This is a genomic window from Streptomyces sp. YJ-C3, assembly GCF_053891275.1.
In genome coordinates this window covers 2335288-2354277 of sequence record NZ_CM132685.1, presented here as the reverse complement: position 1 = coordinate 2354277, position 18990 = coordinate 2335288, and the positions used below count along the sequence as shown (strand labels likewise).

General features: G+C 71.0%; 14 protein-coding genes. 5 read left to right on the top strand and 9 right to left on the bottom strand.

Annotated elements, in window-relative coordinates; all coding sequences use genetic code 11:
* Positions 1–101: 101 nt before the first annotated feature.
* The 3 genes from ACVHNB_RS10450 (at position 102) to ACVHNB_RS10440 (ending at position 4312) form a co-directional block, all read left to right on the top strand.
* Positions 102–890 carry a ferritin-like domain-containing protein gene (locus tag ACVHNB_RS10450; RefSeq protein WP_456227883.1) on the top strand — a complete coding sequence of 263 codons (789 nt, stop codon included), beginning with the start codon at positions 102–104 and terminating at the stop codon, positions 888–890.
* Positions 891–956: 66 nt separating this feature from the next.
* Positions 957–2183, top strand: coding sequence for a thiolase family protein (locus ACVHNB_RS10445; protein WP_255975510.1), 1227 nt, complete (start codon positions 957–959; stop codon positions 2181–2183).
* A complete protein-coding gene (locus ACVHNB_RS10440; RefSeq protein ID WP_456227882.1) occupies positions 2180–4312 on the top strand; it encodes a 3-hydroxyacyl-CoA dehydrogenase NAD-binding domain-containing protein in 2133 nt (710 codons plus the stop codon). The genes ACVHNB_RS10445 and ACVHNB_RS10440 overlap by 4 nt, the downstream gene beginning before the upstream one ends.
* Positions 4313–4431: 119 nt before the next feature.
* Here ACVHNB_RS10440 and ACVHNB_RS10435 read toward each other — a convergent pair whose 3' ends face one another.
* The 6 genes from ACVHNB_RS10435 to ACVHNB_RS10410 all read right to left on the bottom strand — a co-directional run bounded on the left by ACVHNB_RS10435 (position 4432) and on the right by ACVHNB_RS10410 (position 12285).
* Positions 4432–5463, bottom strand: coding sequence for a hypothetical protein (locus ACVHNB_RS10435; RefSeq protein WP_456227881.1), 1032 nt, complete (start codon positions 5461–5463; stop codon positions 4432–4434).
* A 50-nt stretch (positions 5464–5513) separates the two neighbouring features.
* Positions 5514–6575, bottom strand: a complete 1062-nt coding sequence (locus ACVHNB_RS10430) for an NlpC/P60 family protein (protein ID WP_456227880.1) — start codon at positions 6573–6575, stop codon at positions 5514–5516.
* 38 nt (positions 6576–6613) lie between these two features.
* Positions 6614–7096 (bottom strand): poly-gamma-glutamate biosynthesis protein PgsC/CapC, encoded by a 483-nt coding sequence (locus ACVHNB_RS10425; RefSeq protein WP_428951672.1) that lies wholly within the window; start codon positions 7094–7096, stop codon positions 6614–6616.
* The gene (gene pgsB / locus ACVHNB_RS10420) at positions 7093–8562 is read right to left on the bottom strand and encodes a poly-gamma-glutamate synthase PgsB (protein WP_428951673.1); all 1470 of its coding nucleotides are present in this window, start codon (positions 8560–8562) and stop codon (positions 7093–7095) included. The genes ACVHNB_RS10425 and pgsB overlap by 4 nt, the downstream gene beginning before the upstream one ends.
* Before the next feature lie 9 nt (positions 8563–8571).
* Complete coding sequence (locus tag ACVHNB_RS10415) at positions 8572–10809, bottom strand: HAMP domain-containing protein (RefSeq protein ID WP_456228863.1); 2238 nt, start codon at positions 10807–10809, stop codon at positions 8572–8574.
* A gap of 252 nt (positions 10810–11061) precedes the next feature.
* A complete protein-coding gene (locus tag ACVHNB_RS10410; RefSeq protein WP_456227879.1) occupies positions 11062–12285 on the bottom strand; it encodes a CapA family protein in 1224 nt (407 codons plus the stop codon).
* Between the two features lie 80 nt (positions 12286–12365).
* On the opposite strand from ACVHNB_RS10410, the gene ACVHNB_RS10405 reads away from it, so the two are divergent.
* Positions 12366–13286: a hypothetical protein gene (locus tag ACVHNB_RS10405; protein WP_456227878.1), complete on the top strand. Its 921-nt coding sequence runs from the start codon at positions 12366–12368 to the stop codon at positions 13284–13286.
* A complete protein-coding gene (locus tag ACVHNB_RS10400; protein ID WP_456227877.1) occupies positions 13283–13633 on the top strand; it encodes an NTP pyrophosphohydrolase in 351 nt (116 codons plus the stop codon). The genes ACVHNB_RS10405 and ACVHNB_RS10400 overlap by 4 nt, the downstream gene beginning before the upstream one ends.
* A gap of 17 nt (positions 13634–13650) precedes the next feature.
* Here the strand turns inward: ACVHNB_RS10400 and ACVHNB_RS10395 are convergent, their stop codons facing one another.
* The 3 genes from ACVHNB_RS10395 to dxs form a co-directional block, all read right to left on the bottom strand.
* A complete protein-coding gene (locus ACVHNB_RS10395; RefSeq protein ID WP_456227876.1) occupies positions 13651–15120 on the bottom strand; it encodes an ArnT family glycosyltransferase in 1470 nt (489 codons plus the stop codon).
* 72 nt (positions 15121–15192) lie between these two features.
* Entirely contained in the window at positions 15193–16698 is a 1506-nt protein-coding gene (locus tag ACVHNB_RS10390) for an amino acid permease (protein ID WP_428951678.1), read from the bottom strand.
* Between the two features lie 141 nt (positions 16699–16839).
* Positions 16840–18762 carry a 1-deoxy-D-xylulose-5-phosphate synthase gene (dxs, locus tag ACVHNB_RS10385; RefSeq protein ID WP_428957506.1) on the bottom strand — a complete coding sequence of 641 codons (1923 nt, stop codon included), beginning with the start codon at positions 18760–18762 and terminating at the stop codon, positions 16840–16842.
* Positions 18763–18990: the final 228 nt, after the last annotated feature.

Sequence of the window (18990 nt, the reverse complement as noted above, 5' to 3'; positions counted from 1 at the left end):
GTCCCGTACGTCCGCGTACGGGACACGGGACCCTGTCGTTGTTGCAGAACCCGGACATCCCCAGCGTTTTGAACGTGCTCAAAACTCGTTAGTTTCTGAGCATGTTCAAAAACAAGGGGAGCGGGTCGGTACGGCCGGGCTACGGCGACTGGGTGCGGGACTTCGAGGCCGCTCGGGAGGAGCGGGCGGCGGGCGGGGATCCGGAGTGGGAGCGGGGCGCGCGGCTGCCCGCCGCGCTCGTGCGCAGCGTCCAGCGGTTCCAGGTCGGCGAGGACGGGGACGGCGCCGAGCTGCTCGCGAAGGCCGAGCGGGCCGGTGACCCCGAATACACCGCGGCCGCCCGGCTGTTCGTCGCCGAGGAGCAGAACCACGCCCGGCTGCTCGCGGCCGTGCTGACGGCCGCCGGGGCGAACACGCTGGGCGCGCACTGGACCGACGCCGCGTTCGTGCGGCTGCGGCGGCTACTCGGGCTGCGGCTCGAACTGCTCGTCCTGATGGTCGCCGAGGTCGTGGCCCTCAGGTACTACCGGGCGCTGCGGGACGGCTCCCCCGATCCGCTGCTCGCCGAGGTGGCCGGGCGGATCCTGGCCGACGAGGAACGCCATGTGCCGTTCCACTGCCGGCGGCTGCGCGAGGGCTTCGCCCGGCTGCCGCGGCCCGCGCGGCGGGCGGTGACCACGGCGTGGCGGGCGCTGCTCGCGGGGGCCGCGGTCGTGGTCGCGGCGGACCACGGGGGCGCCCTGCGGCGGTGCGGGGTGACCCGCCGGGCCTTCGTGCGGGACGTCGTCTTCTCGTCCGTCCGGATGGCGGCGGTGATCGACGGCAGGGGTGTGACGTTCGCCGCTCCGGCCGAGGGGACTGGGCAGCATGGTTACCCGCAAGTAGCATGAGGGGGTGAGCGCGCGCTCAGTCGCGCGCCGCGGCAGTGCCGTCCCGCATCTTGGAGGAGAGCCATCGTGCCTCGTACCGTCAGGGACGTCGTCTTCGTCGACGGCGTCCGCACCCCGTTCGGCAAGGCGGGCCCGAAGGGCATCTACCACGAGACCCGCGCCGACGACCTCGTCGTGAAGGCCATCCGGGAGCTGCTGCGCCGGAACCCGAACCTGGACCCGAAGCAGATCGACGAGGTCGCCATCGCCGCGACCACGCAGATCGGCGACCAGGGCCTGACCCTCGGCCGCACGGCGGGCATCCTCGCGGGCCTGCCGCAGTCGGTCCCGGGCTACTCGATCGACCGCATGTGCGCCGGTGCGCTCACGGCCGTCACCACCGCCGCGGGCTCCGTCGCGTTCGGCGCGTACGACGCCGTCATCGCCGGTGGTGTCGAGCACATGGGCCGCCACCCCATGGGTGAGGGCGTCGACCCGAACCCGCGCTTCGTGTCCGAGAAGCTCGTCGACGAGTCCGCCCTGTTCATGGGCATGACCGCCGAGAACCTGCACGACCGCTACCCGCACATCACCAAGCAGCGCGCCGACGAGTACGCCGTGCGCTCGCAGGAGAAGGCGGCGAAGGCGTACGCGAACGGCAAGATCCAGCAGGACCTGGTCCCGATCTCGGTGCGCAACACCAACGCCGAGGTCGGCGAGACCGGCTGGGGTCTGGTGACCGCCGACGAGCCGATGCGCCCGGGCACGACCCTGGAGAACCTCGCGGGTCTCAAGACGCCGTTCCGCACGCACGGCCGCGTCACCGCCGGTAACGCCGCCGGTCTGAACGACGGCGCCACCGCCTCGATCATCGCGAGCGAGGACTTCGCCCGCGAGAACAACCTGCCGGTCAAGATGCGTCTCGTCTCCTACGCCTTCGCGGGCGTGGAGCCGGAGGTCATGGGCTACGGCCCGATCCCGGCCACGGAGAAGGCGCTCGCCAAGGCGGGCCTGTCCATCGAGGACATCAACCTCTTCGAGGTCAACGAGGCGTTCGCCGTCCAGGTCCTCGCGTTCCTGGACCACTACGGCATCGCCGACGACGACGCGCGCGTCAACCAGTACGGCGGCGCCATCGCGTTCGGTCACCCCCTCGCCTCTTCCGGCGTCCGTCTGATGACGCAGCTGGCCCGCCAGTTCGAGGAGCAGCCGGAGGTCCGTTACGGCCTCACCACCATGTGCGTCGGCTTCGGCATGGGCGCCACGGTGATCTGGGAGAACCCGCACCACAAGGACGCCGGAGGCGACAAGTGAGCACCACCACCGCTGAGCTCCTCAAGGGTGCCGCCGAGCTGTTCCCCGGCGAGGTCGTGACGTCCGCGCACGTACGCCACCTGGAACTGCCGTACGGCGCCGGCCGGTTCGCGCTGATCACGCTGGACAACGGCTTCGACCACACCAAGCCGACCACCTTCGGCCCCGGCTCGCTGGCGAACCTGAACGCCGCCGTCGACCAGGTCGAGAAGGAGGCGGCCGACGGTGACATCGTCGGTGTCGGCATCACCGGCAAGCCGTTCATCTTCGCGGTCGGCGCCGACCTCAAGGGCGTCGAGCTGCTGAAGAACCACGACGACGCGCTCGCCATCGGCAAGGGCGGCCACGAGGTCTTCAAGCGCCTCTCCGGCCTCGCCGTGCCGACGTTCGCGTACTACAACGGTGCCGCCATGGGCGGTGGCGTCGAGGTCGGTCTGCACTGCTCGTACCGCACCGTCTCGAAGGCCCTGCCCGCCTTCTCGCTGCCCGAGGTCTTCCTCGGCCTGGTCCCCGGCTGGGGCGGCTGCGCGCTGCTGCCGAACCTGATCGGTGCCGACAAGGCCGTCTCGGTGATCATCGAGAACTCGCTCAACCAGAACAAGCAGCTCAAGGGCAAGCAGGTCTTCGAGCTCGGGATCGCCGACGCGATCTTCGAGGGCGCGGACTTCCTGGAGCAGTCGCTGATCTGGACCGCTCAGGTACTGAAGGGCGACGTCAAGGTCGAGCGTGCGGACGTCGACCGCGGCGAGGCCTGGGACCAGGCCGTCGCGCGCGGCAAGTTCATCGCCGACGGCAAGGTGCACGGCGCGGCCCCGGCCGCGTACCGCGCCCTGGAGATCATCGCCGCCGCGAAGAGCGGGGACCTGCAGGCCGGGTTCGACGCCGAGGACCAGGCGCTCGCCGACCTCATCATGGGCGGCGAACTGCGCGCCGGCATCTACTCGTTCAACCTGGTGCAGAAGCGCGGCAAGCGCCCCGCCGGCGCCCCGGACAAGAACCTGGCGCGCCCGGTCACCAAGGTCGGCGTCGTCGGCGCCGGTCTGATGGCCTCGCAGCTCGCGCTGCTCTTCCTGCGCCGTCTTGAGGTGCCGGTCGTGCTGACCGACATCGACCAGGAGCGCGTCGACAAGGGTGTGGGCTACGTCCACGCCGAGATCGACAAGCTGCTCGGCAAGGGCCGCATCAACCAGGACAAGGCCAACCGCCTGAAGGGGCTCGTCTCCGGCGTGCTCGACAAGGCCGAGGGCTTCGCCGACGCCGACTTCATCATCGAGGCCGTCTTCGAGGAGATCGGCGTCAAGCAGCAGGTGTTCGCCGAGGTCGAGGCCGTCGCCCCGGCGCACGCGATCCTCGCCACCAACACCTCGTCCCTCTCGGTGTCCGAGATGGCGTCGAAGCTGAAGCACCCCGAGCGGGTCGTCGGCTTCCACTTCTTCAACCCGGTCGCGATCCTCCCGCTCCTGGAGATCGTGCGCGGCGAGCAGACCGACGACGCGGCCCTGGCCACGGCGTTCGGCGTCGCCAAGAAGCTGAAGAAGACCGCGGTCCTCGTGAAGGACGCCCCGGCGTTCGTCGTGAACCGCATCCTGACCCGCTTCATGGGCGAGATCCAGAACGTCATCGACGAGGGCACCCCCGTCGAGGTCGCCGAGAAGGCCGTCGAGCCGCTCGGTCTGCCGATGTCGCCGCTGGTCCTCCTGGAGCTGGTCGGCCCGGCCATCGGTCTGCACGTCTCGGAGACCCTGAACCGCGCCTTCCCGGAGCGCTTCACGGTGTCCCCGAACCTCGCGGCGGTCGTCAAGGCGGGCAAGCGCGGCTTCTACGTCTACGATTCCGGCAAGCCGGAGCTGGACCCCGAGGTCGCCGCGCTGCTGAAGCAGGGCGATGTCGTCCTGACCGAGGAGCAGGTCCGCGACCGCGTGCTCGACGCCGTGGCCCAGGAGATCGGGCTCATGCTCGACGAGGGTGTCGTCGCCGAGGCCCAGGACATCGACCTGTGCCTGATCACCGGTGCGGGCTGGCCCTTCCACCTGGGCGGCATCACGCCGTACCTGGACCGTGAGGGCGTCTCGGAGCGGGTGAACGGCAAGCGGTTCCTGGAGGCCGGTGTCGCGAGCGTTCCGGCCTAACGGGTAGCGCTTCGTCCCGAGTCGATTCAGGGGCGTGGGGCGGCTGCCGACCGGCTGTGACTGGTCGGGCACATGCGGCGGCAGCCGCATGTCGACGCCGTCCCGCGCCCCTTTCGGGGCTACAGCACCTGGTGCCACGCCTCCAGGGCGAGGCCCGGCTCGTCCTTGCGGCGGGTGAGGTGCATGCGGGACGGGTTGCCCGGAACGTAACTCGCCGCCACCACAAGGCCGTTGACGTCCTCCGCGAGGGAGACGCGGGCGTCCGGCGGGAGGGCGGGGCCCGACTCCGCCCACCACGCGCCCGCCGATTCGAGTTCCGTGGGGTACGCGGCGAAGGCGACCCGGCCGCTGTGCGCGCGCTGGGCGAGCAGCGTGCAGTCCACGTCGTCCAGCCGGCAGCGGATGGCCGACACCGGGCCCGCGCCCGCCGCGTCCAGGACACGCACCGGGGCCTCGTCGCCGCGCCAGGCGCACAGGGCGCCGTCGTCGTCGGTGAAGAAGAGCGTGACGTGGTCCGCCGAGGTGGGCAGAGCGTGGAGCGTGTCCGGGCGGACCGCCGCCGGCTGCGGCTTCTCGTCCTGCACCGGAGTCTCGCCCGGCTTCTCCTGACGCCAGCGCAGGATGCCCTCGGTAGTGGCCGCGTACAGCGTGATCAGCCCCGACTCCCCTGCCACGGCGGCGAGTTCACCGCGTACACCCTTGCCCTTGAGGTCGCGCCACGGGCCCCAGCCGCCCTTTTCCAGCTGGGCGCGCATGCTGACCCCGCCGCCCTTGTTGCGGACGAAGACGTGGGCGCGGCCCTGTGCGTCGACGGCGGTCGCGGGTGGGCCCGTGCGGTCGCCCTTCTTGTTCGGGTGGCCGATGGGCGTCCAGTCGAGCGCCGCGAGGTGCGGCTGGAAGTGCGTCGAGTGGACCAGGCCCGATTCGCCGGGGACCGTGGGGCGCCACGACACCAAGTGGGCGTATTCACCGGGGCCCTGGGCGACGGCCAGGACCGTGTGCAGGCGCTGGTCGCCGCCCACGACACGCGAGGCCGTCCAGGCGCCGCCGGGGGTGCGTTCGGTGCGGCAGACGATCGCGTCGCCGTCGGGGGCGTACGCGTAGGCGCAGAGTCCGCCGTCGCGTCCGCGTATCAGCCAGTCGCCGTTCACCGTTCCACCTTAAGTGGGGGTGGAACATACGTCCTTCCCACCCCCGGCCGTCACAGCCGCTTCGCGCTGCGGAACAGGCCCGCGTAGAAGCCGTTGCCGTCGATGCGTGAGGTGCCGCCCTTGTCGCCCATGGTCGGTCCGTTGACCTCCTTGCGGCTGGAGATGAAGACGCGGTGACCGTCGGCGTCGAGCCCCAGGTACAGGGCGACGTGGTCCATGTGGTTGCCGGTGCGGTGGTCCATCTTGAAGAACAGCAGGTCACCGGGTTGCAGCACGTCGATGTTGGTCGGGCGCGTGTACCAGGGCGCGGGGCCCTGGATCTTGATGATGTCGACGCCGACCTTGGAGCGGGCCATCCCGTCCGCGGTGCGCGCGAGGCCGTCGCCCACCTTGTTGGTGGCGGCCAGCGGGAAGCGGGCCCGGTAGCCCCACACCATGCGCATGAAGCCGGAGCAGTCGAGCGAGCGGAACCGCTCCTTGTGCGCCTGCATGGTGGTGCCGTCGCGGAAGGTGTAGGGGGTGCCCAAGTAGTCGTAGAAGTCGTTCTGTTCGAGGCGGTCGACGCCGTCCTCCTTGAACGGCCCGAAGAAGGCGTCGCCCGCGTACTGGATGCCCTCGTCGTCCTTCTTCGCCGGCGCGCCCTCCGCGTACTGGAAGGCGTACGCGAAGATGTCGTCCTCCTCGCTGCCGTAGAACTCCTTGAACCAGTCCTTGAACCACTTCTCCTTCTCGGCGCCCTTGCGCCAGGCCTCCGGCATCAGTCGCACCCAGTCCTCGGTCACGACACGGGACTTGGTGTTGGAGGGCTCGCTGAAGGTGCGCGAGGGTCCCTTGAGGGTGGCGGTGCGGGCGCCGTCGGTGAAGGTGGCGAGGACCTGGCCGCCCTCACCGCGCAGCACGGACCGCTCGGGGTTCTTCAGGCGCTCCCAGGTCTGCTTGCCGACCTTCTGTCCGGTGCTGGTCTCCAGCAGCGGTGAGTCGGTGACGGCCTGCACGGCGGGGGCCTTCTGCTGCTCGTCCTTCTTCAGCTCCACGGTGAGGTAGCCGCTGGCGCCGAGGAGGGCGAGCACGGTGACGGCGTGCAGGACGGGGCGCTTCTTCTTGGGAGGCATGAAAGTCGGCTCCGGTCGGGTGGTCGGCGGTCAGGCGGTCAGACGGACGGCATGAAGCCGAGAAGGATCGCGGCGGTCAGGACGACGTACGCCATGAGCGTCACCGAGCCGGTCGCGAGGAGGGTGGGCCCCTTGGGCTGGCGCACCAGCTGGTACGCGATGAGGCCGGGCACGATGAAGCCGAGCGTCTGGTTCGCGTACATCAGCGGGAACTCCAGGGACAGCACGATCATGACCGTGGCCTGGAGCGTGACGCCGAGCAGCACGACGGCCGCGAAGAGCCGCTTGCCGTAGAGGATCACGAACTTCTGCATCAGGAGCGTGCCGACGTACGTCAGGACGGTGACGCCGACGACCATCGCGGCGCGCTGCAGGTCCTCGACGAGGGTGAGGGCCAGCCAGCCGGGCGTGATCATGCCGCCGGGCGACAGGTTCGTCGTCAGGTAGCAGATCAGGGAGAACAGCAGCCCGATGGCGATACCCACCGCGGCGATCTCGGGGGTGAGGACGGAGGGGATCAACGGTGCTGCTCTCCTGCGGGGTTGTGCCACTGCTCGATGTCGTCGGCGGGCGGAGTCGGGGGAACGACCGGCTCGAACAGGCCGCGGGGGGCGGGCGGTTCGACGTGCCGCTGCTGCGGGTACGGCTGGTGCGCGTCGCGCTGCACGGGCACGGCCGGCGGCGTCGCGTACCGGTTCTCGTACGCGGGCGAGTACGGCTGGTACGGGTCGATGTGCGGGGCGTACAGCTGGACCGTCTCGACGTGCCGGGGCGGCTCGGCCGCGGGTGCGGTGTCGTCGGGGCTCTCGTCGGCCGGGAGTTCGGCGAGGTACTCCAGGAGGTGCTCGCCCTGGCCGTGGATGTTGCCGATGGCGACGAGCGAGGTGTCCGGGCCGAGACGGCCGAGGAGCTGGCCCATGAACTCGTCGGGGTCGCGGCGGTCGCCGCCGAGGTCGACGGCCCGGTCGCGGTAGGCGGCGGGGATCGCGTCGATCGCGGACTTGGCGGGGTGGCCGATGACGAAGACGTGCTCGGGGTCGAGCTCGGGGATGATCTCGCCCATCTGCCCGTTGCGCTCGACGCGGTCGGGGCGGCAGTTGATGACGACGTTGAGCGGGCGGTGGATGGCACCGAGGTCGAGCAGCTGGTTGATGTTCATCAGCGTCGACTCGGGGTCGTTGGCCGCGAAGACGTTGGCGAAGCGGAGCTTCTTGTCGTCGGGGGTCAGATAGCGCTCGACGGAGAGGACGCCCGGGTCCGGCGGGGCGTCGTACATGCCCTGGAGTGCGGTCTCCCGGTCGACGCCGAGGAGGTCGGCGACGACGAGGGCGATGGCGACGTTCTCCTTGAACGTGAACCAGCTGAAGCCGCGCAGTTCCTCGTCGGTGACCATCTCGGGGTCGGCGTAGACCAGCTTGCAGTTCCGGGCGTCCGCCTCCTCCTGGAGAATGTGGAAGCGGTCCACCTCAGCCGTGACGCAGATGCCGTTCTCCGGCATCGAGCGGCACAGCGAGCGGGCCACGTCGTCGAGGGTGGGGCCCATCTCGGCGAGATGGTCCTCACGGACGTTGCACAGCACGCCGATCGTGGAGCGGATCAGCTTGGACTGGTTGATCTCCTGGAGGGCCGGCATGACCGCCATGCACTCGATGACCAGGGCGTCCGGGTGGTACGCGGCAGCGCGGCGGACGATGCCGATCTGCTCGACGACGTTGGCGATGCCGAACTTGCGGTAGACCGGCTCCTCGGTGGCGTCGGGGTGGATGAAACGGGCCGCGGTGCCGGTGGTCTTGGCGACCGTGGTCAGGTCGCCGCCGCGCAGGGCGCCCGCGCACAGGCGGGTGATGGACGACTTGCCGCGGATGCCGTTCACGAGGACGCGGGTCGGGATGTGGTCGAGGTTGATGTAGTGCCGCCGCTGTTCGATCACTCCGGCGATCAGCAGGACGGCCCCGCACACCACGAGCACGGTGTAGAGGAAGAGCACGGGTGGTTCCTAGTTCCTTCCGGCTCCGGCGGGCGTGCGCGGGGGGCCGCCCTGCCGTCGCTGCTGTTGCTGCCGGCCCTGGAGCTGCTGCCGGACGAGTTCGAAGCTGCGGGTGACGGCGCCGACCTCGTCGTGGTGACGCGGGTACAGCACCGTCTTGCGGTCGCCGTCGGCCAGCTTCTCGGCCTGGCGGGCCAGTTCGCGCAGCGGGCGGACGACGACGATGTGCAGCCAGCCGAGGCAGGCCGCGGCCGCGGTGATGCCGAGCAGTCCGGCGAGCACGGTGCGGTTCTGGTACTGGTACTCGGGGATCGCGAGGCCGGACGCGGGCTGCCAGCTGACGACGGTCCAGCCCAGTTCCTTGGCGGCGCCGCCGCCGGCGAACGGGGCGGCCCCGGCGAGCTGTACGGCGCCGTCGTCGCGGTAGAGCACCCCGCTGGGCTTGGCGGCCATGCCGACCTTCTGGTTGGTGGCGTCGGCCAGCTCGTCGATCCGGGAGGGCAGCTTCTGGAACTCGCGGTAGCCGGAGTTGCCCGCGATGACCTTGCGGTCGGCGTCGACGACCCGGACGGTGCCGAGGCCGGGACGCTTGAGGAGCGAGTTGAGGAAGTCGATGCGGAATTCGCCGACGACGGCGGCGCCGTCGCGGCCCGGGATCTCGGCGGTGCCGAGGATCACCGGCTTCTTCCCGGAGTCGTCGAGGACCCGCAGCGGCTTGGCGGAGGGACCCTTGCCCGCGGGGCTGTGCACGTCGCCGCCCGCCTTGGCGACGATCGCGCCGTGGGTGTCGAGGACGTACAGCGCGTCGTAGCGGGGGTGTTCCGTCATGGTCCGCTGAAGGACCTCGGTGATCTGCGCGGGTTCGGTGCGGTCGCCGACCAGGGTGCCGACGGCGGCGAGGTCGGCGTGGCCCTCGTTCAGGGCGCGGCGCACCCGGTCGGCGAGGGTGTCGGTGCGCTCGCGCTGGTCGCTGACCATCTGCTGCGGGACGGCGACGTCGTCGCCGGCCCGGTTGAGGAAGAGGACCAGCGGCACGCACCACACGAGCAGCAGCGCGCCGCTGACCGCGACGAGGGCACGGGTGCCGAGGCGGCCGCGGACGGGCCGCGTCTCGTCGCTCTCGCCGAGCAGCTGGCGGCGCAGCCGCTCCAGGGCGTTGCCGATGCGGGCGCCCTCGCCGTAGCGGGGCACGGACACCGGCCGGGTCAGGTCGCCGCGGGTGAGGCGGCGGCTCTCCAGGAACAGCCGGATCAGCGGGCGCTGCACGGTGCCGAGCAGCAGCGCGACGGTGACCGCGCCGATGAGGATCAGGGCGCCCGCGGCGAGCAGACCGAAGGCGAGGGAGGCGACGTGCGTGGCGTCGTCGGTGACGTGGACCAGGGTGACGACGGTGAGCCCGAGCTCGCTGGCCCGGGTGAACTCGCCGGCCTCGGGGCCGGTGAGGGAGGCGTATCCGGCGAGGGCGCGGTCGCCCTGCACGGTGTCGCCGAGCAGGGAGCCGCTGACGCCGAGGTAGCCGCCGGAACCGGGTTCCTTGGTCTTGGACGGTTCGCGGGAGGCCTTGCGCGCGGCCGTCTTCGCGAAGTCGTCGAGCTGCTTGCGGGAGGCGGCGGACGCCTCCTTCACGGTGTCGGACAGGATCTGCTCGGGCGCGAGGATGCCGTCGCTGCTGAGCACGGCGCCCTGGGAGTCGACGACGGCGATGGCGCGGAACTTGCCGAGGCTGACGCCGGGGAACTTCAGGCTGCTGGTGGTGACCAGGAGCTGCTGGGGGCGGCCCTCCCAGGAGAGCAGGGCCAGGGTGAGCAGCCGGGTCTCGCCGTTGTCCAGGCGGATCAGGCGGGGCCGCAGCCCGCCCTCGGCGGAGAGCTTGGTCCGGTCGATCGCGGTGACCGGCACGTTCTCCCCGCGGGCGGCGAGCATCTTGCCCGACTTGATCTCGATGACGGCGGAGCCGCGCCACTTCTGGTAGACGTTGCCGACCTTGTCGAGGACGGTGTCGGCGCTGACCGGCTGGCCCGCGCTGAACAGGTTGGCCGTCCGGTTGAGGTCGGTGATGGACTCGTCGAGCGACGCGCGCAGGGCGACGGCGCCGTCCTCCGCGAAGTGCTGCTGGGACTGGAGCACCGCTTTGGGCACGGGCCCGTCGCCGGACCGTCCGATGGTGAGGGCGGTGATTCCGGCCAGAGCGAGGAGCAGGACCGACAGCAGTGCGATGGGCGGCCGGATGCCGCCGATCAGCGACATGTCGGCCCGCTTGCGGACCTTGTGCCGTCGCTTCACCTGGGAAGCGGCCAACGGTGGGCTCCTCTGCTGGAGTTGTTGATGTGCCGGACGGTCGTACGACATTCCCCCGGATGTCGCACATGGAGACGCACAGAGCACAAGCGTGCGATCCAGTAACTCCCGACCCGAACCGGAAGCGGATGGTTGTACGAAATCAGCCCAATGTGATGCACGGCACAGTTTGAGCCGTGCATCTCCGCGATCGAGCGGGCGCTACGGCAGCGGGTTCAGCGGTTCGAGGCCGTCCTGGCCGGCGCCGCGGTTGAGGAGCGTGCCTTCGGTACGTTCGAACGCGAGGCGGTAGCGGGCCCGCTGCTGCGCGCTCAGGCCGTCGCCGTCGCGCAGGGCCGCGGCCACGTCCACGAGGCGGTGGTCCTTGACGGACCCCTTGGGCACGGCGCCGTTCTCGTCCGGGTCCGGCGGGATGTCGATGAACGTCGGCACGTACTTGGCCCGTACGTCCCAGGTACCGCCGCGCTCGGTGAACTCGAACCAGCCGGTGACGCCCTCCTCGGACAGTCCGCTGGGCACCTCGTGCCGGGCGATCTGGTTGCCGAGGCCGTACGCGACCCAGGTGTCGCCGATCTTCTCCATCGGCTGCACCACATGGGCGTGGTGGCCGATGACCAGGTTGATGCCGGTCTGCTTCGCGATGCGCCGGGCGAGGTCGAGCTGGACCGCGTTGGGCGTGGGCTGGTGCTCGCGCCCCCAGTGGATGCTCAGGATGACGACATCGGCGCCGGCCTTGCGCGCCCGCTGCTCGGCCGCCTTGATGGCTCTGATCGAGGTCTGGTTGACCAGCCACGGCTTGTTCTCGGGGATCTTGTGACCGTTGAAGCCGCCCGCGAAGGAGAGCTGGGCGACCTTGACGCCCTTGACGTCGAGAATGTTCGGCTTCTGCGCCTCGGCGGCGCTGCGGGCCGAGCCCGTGTGCTTGACGCCGGCCTTGTCGAGGGCGTTCAGGGTGTTGGTGACGCCGGTCGCCCCGTGGTCGAGGCTGTGGTTGGAGGCGGTGGAGCAGGTGTCGTAGCCGATGTTCTTGATCGTCGTCGTGATCTGCGGCGGCACGATGAACGCGGGGAAGCTCTCGAAGGGCCCCTTCGGGCTGGCCGACGCCACCGGCTCGAAGTGACAGATGGCGAGGTCCGCCTTGCTGATCACGGGCTTGATGCCGGCCATGATCGGGTCGAAGTCGAGCCCCGCCACGCCCTTGCCGGTCTCCTTGGCGTCCTTGCCCGCCTGCTCGGTCAGCTCCGGGTGGATGAGGATGTCGCCCGCCGCGGCGACGGTGAACGAACGGCCCGCGTCGCCGTCGGCCGTGTCGTCGTCCGAGCCGGAGGGACCGCAGGCGGCGGCGCCGGCGAGCAGGGCGGCGAGGGCGGTACCGGCTATGCCGGTGCGGCTGCGACGGGTGGTGCGAGAGGGGCGTCTGTTCACCCGGCTATCTTTATACAACTATGACGGCCAACCGGACAAAGACGGTAACAATTGCAACAATCCTGGTCGTTGTTGCCACAGTGACCACCGCACTGCTGCTCTCCGCGGCCCGACAGGACGCCGGGCCGGACCGCACTTCCGACGCCGGGTCCGACGGGCGCGCCGAGGTGGATCTGCTGGCCCGCGTCACCGGGTACACGGCCCGCTTCGGGGCCGATACCGGATATCTGGAGCCGTCCCGCCGCGACCGCGAGACCGTCGCGCAGGGCGTCGGCCTTCTTCTCGACGGCAAGCTCGAACGGGCCCGACAGCGCCTGTCCGACGTCGACTTCACCGTGCGGACGCTCACCGATTCCGGGACGGGACGGCGCTTCACGGAGATCGCCGACCGCACCGACGAGGGCCCGTCGCCCCGTGGCTGGGGCCGGGTGTACCTCGCCGACGACGGCACCCACGAGGACCGCCGCTGGACCGTCCAGGTCCCGCACCCGGTCGCCGACCGGAACACGGAGCGCGTCGGCGTCGGGGTCCTGCGCGGTTCTCGCGGTGGGATCATGGTCATTGCAGGTGCGCATCGCAAAGCAGGTCGGGGGGACGCGTCGGACGTCGCGCACCGCCGGGACACCGTGTTCGACGCCGTCTGCGACCTGCTGGCCGAGCGGGGCCGGCCCGCTGTGCAGGTGCACGGCTTCGCCGACGACTCCGCTCCGCGTCACGACGTCGTCGCCTCCACGGGGCGCGGCACGGCCGCGCGGACCGAGGGCCGCCGCCTCGCCGACGCGCTGCGCGGGCGCGGCTTCGACGTGTGCCGCGCCTGGGCCCGCTCCTGCCCGCTGGAGGGGCGCACCAACGTTCAGGGCCGCAAGGCCTCGGCGCAGGACGTACCGTTCCTGCACATCGAGTTGAGCAACCGGGTCCGTACGGACGAGGCGCGCACGGCCCGCGCCGTCGCGGCCGTCGGCCGGGTCACGGACCTGTGGCGGAAGGGCGAGCGGCCATGACGACCTTGCTGGTGGTGGACGGCGCGAACGTCGTCGGGTCCGTCCCCGACGGCTGGTGGCGCGACCGGCACGCGGCCGCCGTGCGGCTGCGCGACCGTCTCGCGGAGTACGCCGAGCGGCACCCGGACGAAGAGGTGGTGCTGGTGGTCGAGGGCCGGGCCCGCGGGGTCGCGTCGCGGCCCGGGGTGCGGGTCGAGGACGCCCCCGGCGAGGGCGACGACCACATCGTGGCGGTGGCCGCGGGCGCGACGGGGTCGTGCGTGGTCGTGACGGCGGACCGCGAACTGCGCCGCAGGGTCGAGGAGTCGGGGGCCCGCTGCGTGGGCCCCCGGACGGTGTACCCGTAGCGGGGCGGGGCCCGGGCTCACTGCCGCCGTACGTACACCACGGCCCCGTCCACGTCCCCGGCCACCTCGTACGCCGCCAGCATCCGCCGCAGTGACCGGGTTCTCTCCACTCCGTACGGCTTGCCCCTGGAGTCGTCCACGACGAGCCGCGGCGCCCTCCGCGCGAACTCCTCCCGGAACACGTCCCAGGCGCCCGCCACCGCGTACCTCTCCCCCACCTGGGGCCCGTCCCGCCCCCCGCTGTAGTTCGTGAGCAGCCCGGCCGTCAGGAAGCGGCTGGCGGGCTCTCTGCCGGCCATCCAGTACGTCTCCGGGTGTATGCCCCACACCAGCACCGGCTCCCGCGGGTCGGAGTGCGCCCGCACCTCGCGGGCGACGCGCTGGGCGTGCGCGAGCTCGGGGTGCGGCGCGAGCATCCCCCACGTGACGAACAGCAGGCAGCAGCACGCGGAGGTGAGCAGCGCCGTGACGAGCCGCTCGCGCGGCAGGATCTGCAGCGCCGCGGTGCCCAACAGGGCCAGGGGCGGGATGAGTTGCAGGTAGTAGTGCCCGAAGAAGTGGAAGCCGAGCAGGACCGCACCGGCGGACGAGCCGAGCCAGAGCCACAGCTCCGCGCACCCGGTGCGGGCGATGCGCAGGACCCGTACGACCGGGGGCAGGATCCCGGCGCAGGCCACCGCGAGGATCGCCGCGTTCGTCAAACCCCTAGCCAGCACGTGGAGTTCGGAGCCGGTGAACGAGGCGTACGCGCCCGATCCCGTCACCGTCCAGAACAGGAAGCCCGCCGGGTCGGTGGCGAGGGCGGCCCCGAGCACCGGCACCGCGATGCCGCCCGCGCACCGCACCACGTCCCTGCGCGGCGCCCCGCACCGCCACAGCATCCAGGCGACGGGCACCAGGACCGCTCCGCCGGTCTGCTTGGCCAGGAACGCACCGGCGACGGCGGCCCCGCACCAGCCCCAGCGGCGCCGGTCCGCGCACCACAGGGCGGCCGCGGTCCACGGCAGCATGAACACCTCGAAGGTGGCGGCCTGCGCGTCCTGTGGGTTGAGCCCGATCGAGGCCAGCAGGTACAGCACGCCCGCGGTGCGGCCCGCCGTGTCGCCCCAGCGCCGGCGCGCGAACGAGGCGAGCAGCAGGGCCGTGATCAGCTGCGCGGCGACGGCGCAGACCCGCAGCGGGGTGAGCGAGCCGGAGCCGAAGACGGCGAACGCGGCCTCGTACAGCCAGGGTACGAGCGGTGGTTTGCGGTCGACGACGGTCTCGTACAGCCGGCCGCCGTGCGCCAACATCCGCGCCTGGACGGCGAGATAGCCCTCGTCGGGGTTCCACAGCGGCACGGTGAAGGACGGGACGCGGGTGGCACAGGCGAGGAGGGCGAGCAGGGGGACGAGCCGTGGCCAGTAGGCGCGGGCGGGTCTGCGGTCCGAGGCACCCCGGCGGTCTTCGGATACGTACGGTAGTGATGTCCGCGCCTGGGTGAGCATGGGCGCCAAACTATCCGGCCCCGCAGTCCGCATCGAAGCGGGACATACGGGGCCGGACGGATCGAGCGGTGCTTACTGGGAGTTGCGGCCGCCCAGCTTGCTGTGGGTGCGGCCATACACGAAGTAGATGACGAGGCCGAGCACCATCCAGGCGAGGAAGCGCAGCCAGGTCTCGACCGACAGGTTGAGCATCAGCCACACGGACGCGGCGACCGAGGCGACCGGCAGGACGGGCACCCAGGGGGCGCGGAACGCGCGGGGCAGGTCGGGGCGGGTGCGGCGCAGGATGATCACGCCGAGGGCGACCACGACGAAGGCGAACAGGGTGCCGATGTTGACCAGCTTGGACAGCTCTTCGAGGGAGACGAATCCGGCGAGGACCGCGGACGCGACGCCGAGGATGATCGTCGAGCGGTACGGCGTGCGGAACGTGGGGTGGACGTGGCTGAAGACCTTCGGCAGGAGTCCGTCGCGGCTCATCGCGAAGAAGACGCGGCCCTGGCCGAGCAGCAGGATCATCACGACGGTGACCAGGCCGATGATGGCGCCGAAGTTGATGAGGCCCGCCCAGAACGGCTGGCCGATCGCCTTGAACGCGTCGGCGAGCGGTGCGTCCGCGCTGAGGGTGCTGTACTTCTGCATGCCGGTGACGACGATCGACACGGCGACGTACAGGGCCGTGCAGATGGCCAGGGAGCCGATGATGCCGCGCGGTACGTCCTTGGCCGGGTCGACGGTCTCCTCGGCGGCGGTGGCGACCACGTCGAAGCCGATGTAGGCGAAGAAGACGATGGCGGCGGCGGTGAAGATGCCCATGACCCCGAAGGCCGAGGGGGTGTAGCCGAAGATCGATTCGAGGAGTGTCGCGCTGAGGCCGGAGCCGCCGGACACGTCCTGCTTCGGCGGGATGAACGGCGAGTAGTTCGCGCCGACGATGTGGAAGCTGCCGACGGCGATGATGATCAGGACCACGAGGACCTTGATGGCGACCACCAGCGAGGTGACGTGCGCGGACAGCTTGACGCCCACGACCAGCACGCCGGTCATCACCAGGATCAGCAGCGCGGCGGCGATGTTGAAGCCGAACTTCCCGTCGGACGGGCCGAGCAGCACCGTCGGCAGCGGGATGCCCCAGCTGTCCAGGAGCGACTGGACGTAGCCCGCCCAGCCGACGGCGACGGTGGCCGCGCCCAGGGCCAGTTCCAGGACCAGGTCCCAGCCGATGATCCAGGCGACGAACTCGCCGAGCGAGGCGTACGCGAAGGTGTACGCGGAGCCCGCCACCGGCACGGTGGAGGCGAACTCGGCGTAGCAGAGCGCCGCGAGCGCGCACACGATGCCCGCGACGACGAAGGCGAGGGCGACGGCGGGGCCCGCGTAGTTCTTCGCCACGGTGCCGGTGGTCACGAAGATGCCGGCGCCGATGACGACGCCGACGCCGAAGACGGTGAGGTCGAGGGCGGACAGTGACTTGTTGAGCCGGTGCTCGGGTTCCTCGGTGTCCTGGATGGACTGCTCGATGGACTTCGTCCTGAACAGGCCGCTGCGTGCGCGTCCCGCGTCTGGCTGGGTGGTCACCGGCTACCTCCGTGCGCCTTGTCGTCCACGACATGATCGGGACGAGTAGCCCGTGGGGCGCAGGTCAGTCACGGGGATTCACGCGAAAGGGGCCGGTCGGACCACCTGATGGGTGAGTCCGACCGGCCCCTGGCAGGGTGCTCAGTCCCTGGCCGGCTCCATCGCCTCGGCCGCGGAGCGCTCGTTGCGCCCGTCGAGCTTCGCCACCAGGCCGGTGACCTGGCGGGCGATGTCGGGGGACGTGAGGCCGATCTCCGTCATGACCTCCTTGCGGGAGGCGTGGTCGAGGAAGCGCGGCGGGATGCCGAAGTCGCGCAGCGGGACGTCGACGCCCGCGTCGCGCAGGGCCTGGGCGACGGCCGAGCCGACACCGCCGACCCGGGAGTTGTCCTCCACCGTCACCACGACGCGGTGGCGCTCGGCGAGCGGGGCCATCGCCTCGTCGACCGGCTTGACCCAGCGCGGGTCGACGACGGTCGTGGTGATGCCCTGCTTGTCGAGGAGGTCGGCGATCTCCAGGCACATCGGGGCGAGCGCGCCGACCGAGACCAGCAGGACGTCGGGGCGGTCCGAGCCGGGCTCGCGCAGCACGTCCATGCCGCCCACCGTGCCGACGGCCTCGACGGCCGGGCCGACCGCGCCCTTGGAGTAGCGCACGACGGTCGGGGCGTCGGAGACCTGCACGGCCTCGCGCAGCTGGGCGCGGACCTGGTCGGCGTCGCGCGGGGCGGCGATCCTGAGGCCGGGGACGACCTGGAGGATCGACATGTCCCACATGCCGTTGTGGGAGGCACCGTCGGTGCCGGTGACGCCGGCCCGGTCCAGGACGAACGTGACGCCGCACTTGTGCAGGGCCACGTCCATCAGGAGCTGGTCGAAGGCGCGGTTGAGGAAGGTCGCGTAGACGGCGAAGACCGGGTGCAGGCCGCCCGCGGCCAGGCCGGCGGCGCTCACCGCGCCGTGCTGCTCCGCGATGCCCACGTCGTAGACGCGGTCCGGGAAGGCGTCCGCGAACTTCTTCAGGCCGACCGGCTGCAGCATGGCCGCCGTGATGGCGACGATGTCCTCGCGCTCCTTGCCGAGCCGGACCATCTCGTCGCCGAAGACGGAGGTCCAGTCGGCGCCCGACGCCTTGACCGGCAGGCCGGTGTCCGGGTGGATGGGGCCGATGCCGTGGAAGCGGTCGGCCTCGTCCTGGAGGGCGGGGGTGTAGCCGCGGCCCTTCTCGGTGAGGCAGTGCACGATGACCGGCCCGCCGAAGCGCTTGGCGCGGGTCAGCGCCGACTCCAGGGCCTCGATGTCGTGGCCGTCGATCGGGCCGACGTACTTCAGGCCGAGGTCCTCGAACATGCCCTGCGGGGCGATGAAGTCCTTGAGGCCCTTCTTGGCGCCGTGCAGCGTCTCGTACAGCGGCTTGCCGACGACCGGGGTGCGCTCCAGGAGGTCCTTGCCGCGGGCCAGGAAGCGCTCGTAGCCGTCGGTGGTGCGCAGGGTGGCCAGGTGGTTCGCCAGGCCGCCGATGGTGGGCGCGTAGGAGCGCTCGTTGTCGTTGACGACGATGACGAGGGGGCGGTCCTTGGCGGCGGCGATGTTGTTCAGCGCCTCCCAGGCCATGCCGCCGGTGAGGGCGCCGTCACCGATGACCGCGACGACGTGGTCGTCCCGGTCCAGGACCTCGTTGGCCTTGGCGAGGCCGTCGGCCCAGCCGAGGACCGTGGAGGCGTGCGAGTTCTCGATGACGTCGTGCTCGGACTCGGCCTGCGAGGGGTAGCCCGAGAGGCCGCCCTTCATCTTCAGCCGGGAGAAGTCCTGGCGGCCGGTGAGCAGCTTGTGCACGTAGGACTGGTGACCGGTGTCCCACAGAACCTTGTCCTTGGGCGACTCGAAGACGCGGTGCAGGGCGATGGTCAGCTCGACGACACCGAGGTTCGGGCCGAGGTGGCCGCCGGTCTTGGAAACCGCGTCGACGAGGAAGGTCCGGATCTCTCCGGCCAGCTGGTCCAGCTGCTCCAGGCTGAGCCGGTCCAGATCGCGCGGTCCCGTGATGCGGGTCAGCAGCGGCACCCGTGCCTCCTTGCAGTAGAGCTGTAGTAGCTGGTTGAGCTGTTCGAGCTTGCCGGGTCTGTCGAGTCTAATGTTCCGCCGTCGCAGGCGGCGGGCGGGCTGTGCGTTCCTTGTCACGCGATCGGCCCCACCCCAGGGGAACACACGTTCCTACGGGGCTGTGCGCGGGCATGACTGTGCCCGGCGTCGTCCTTGACGCCGGGCACAGTCAGCCCAGGTGAACCCGGT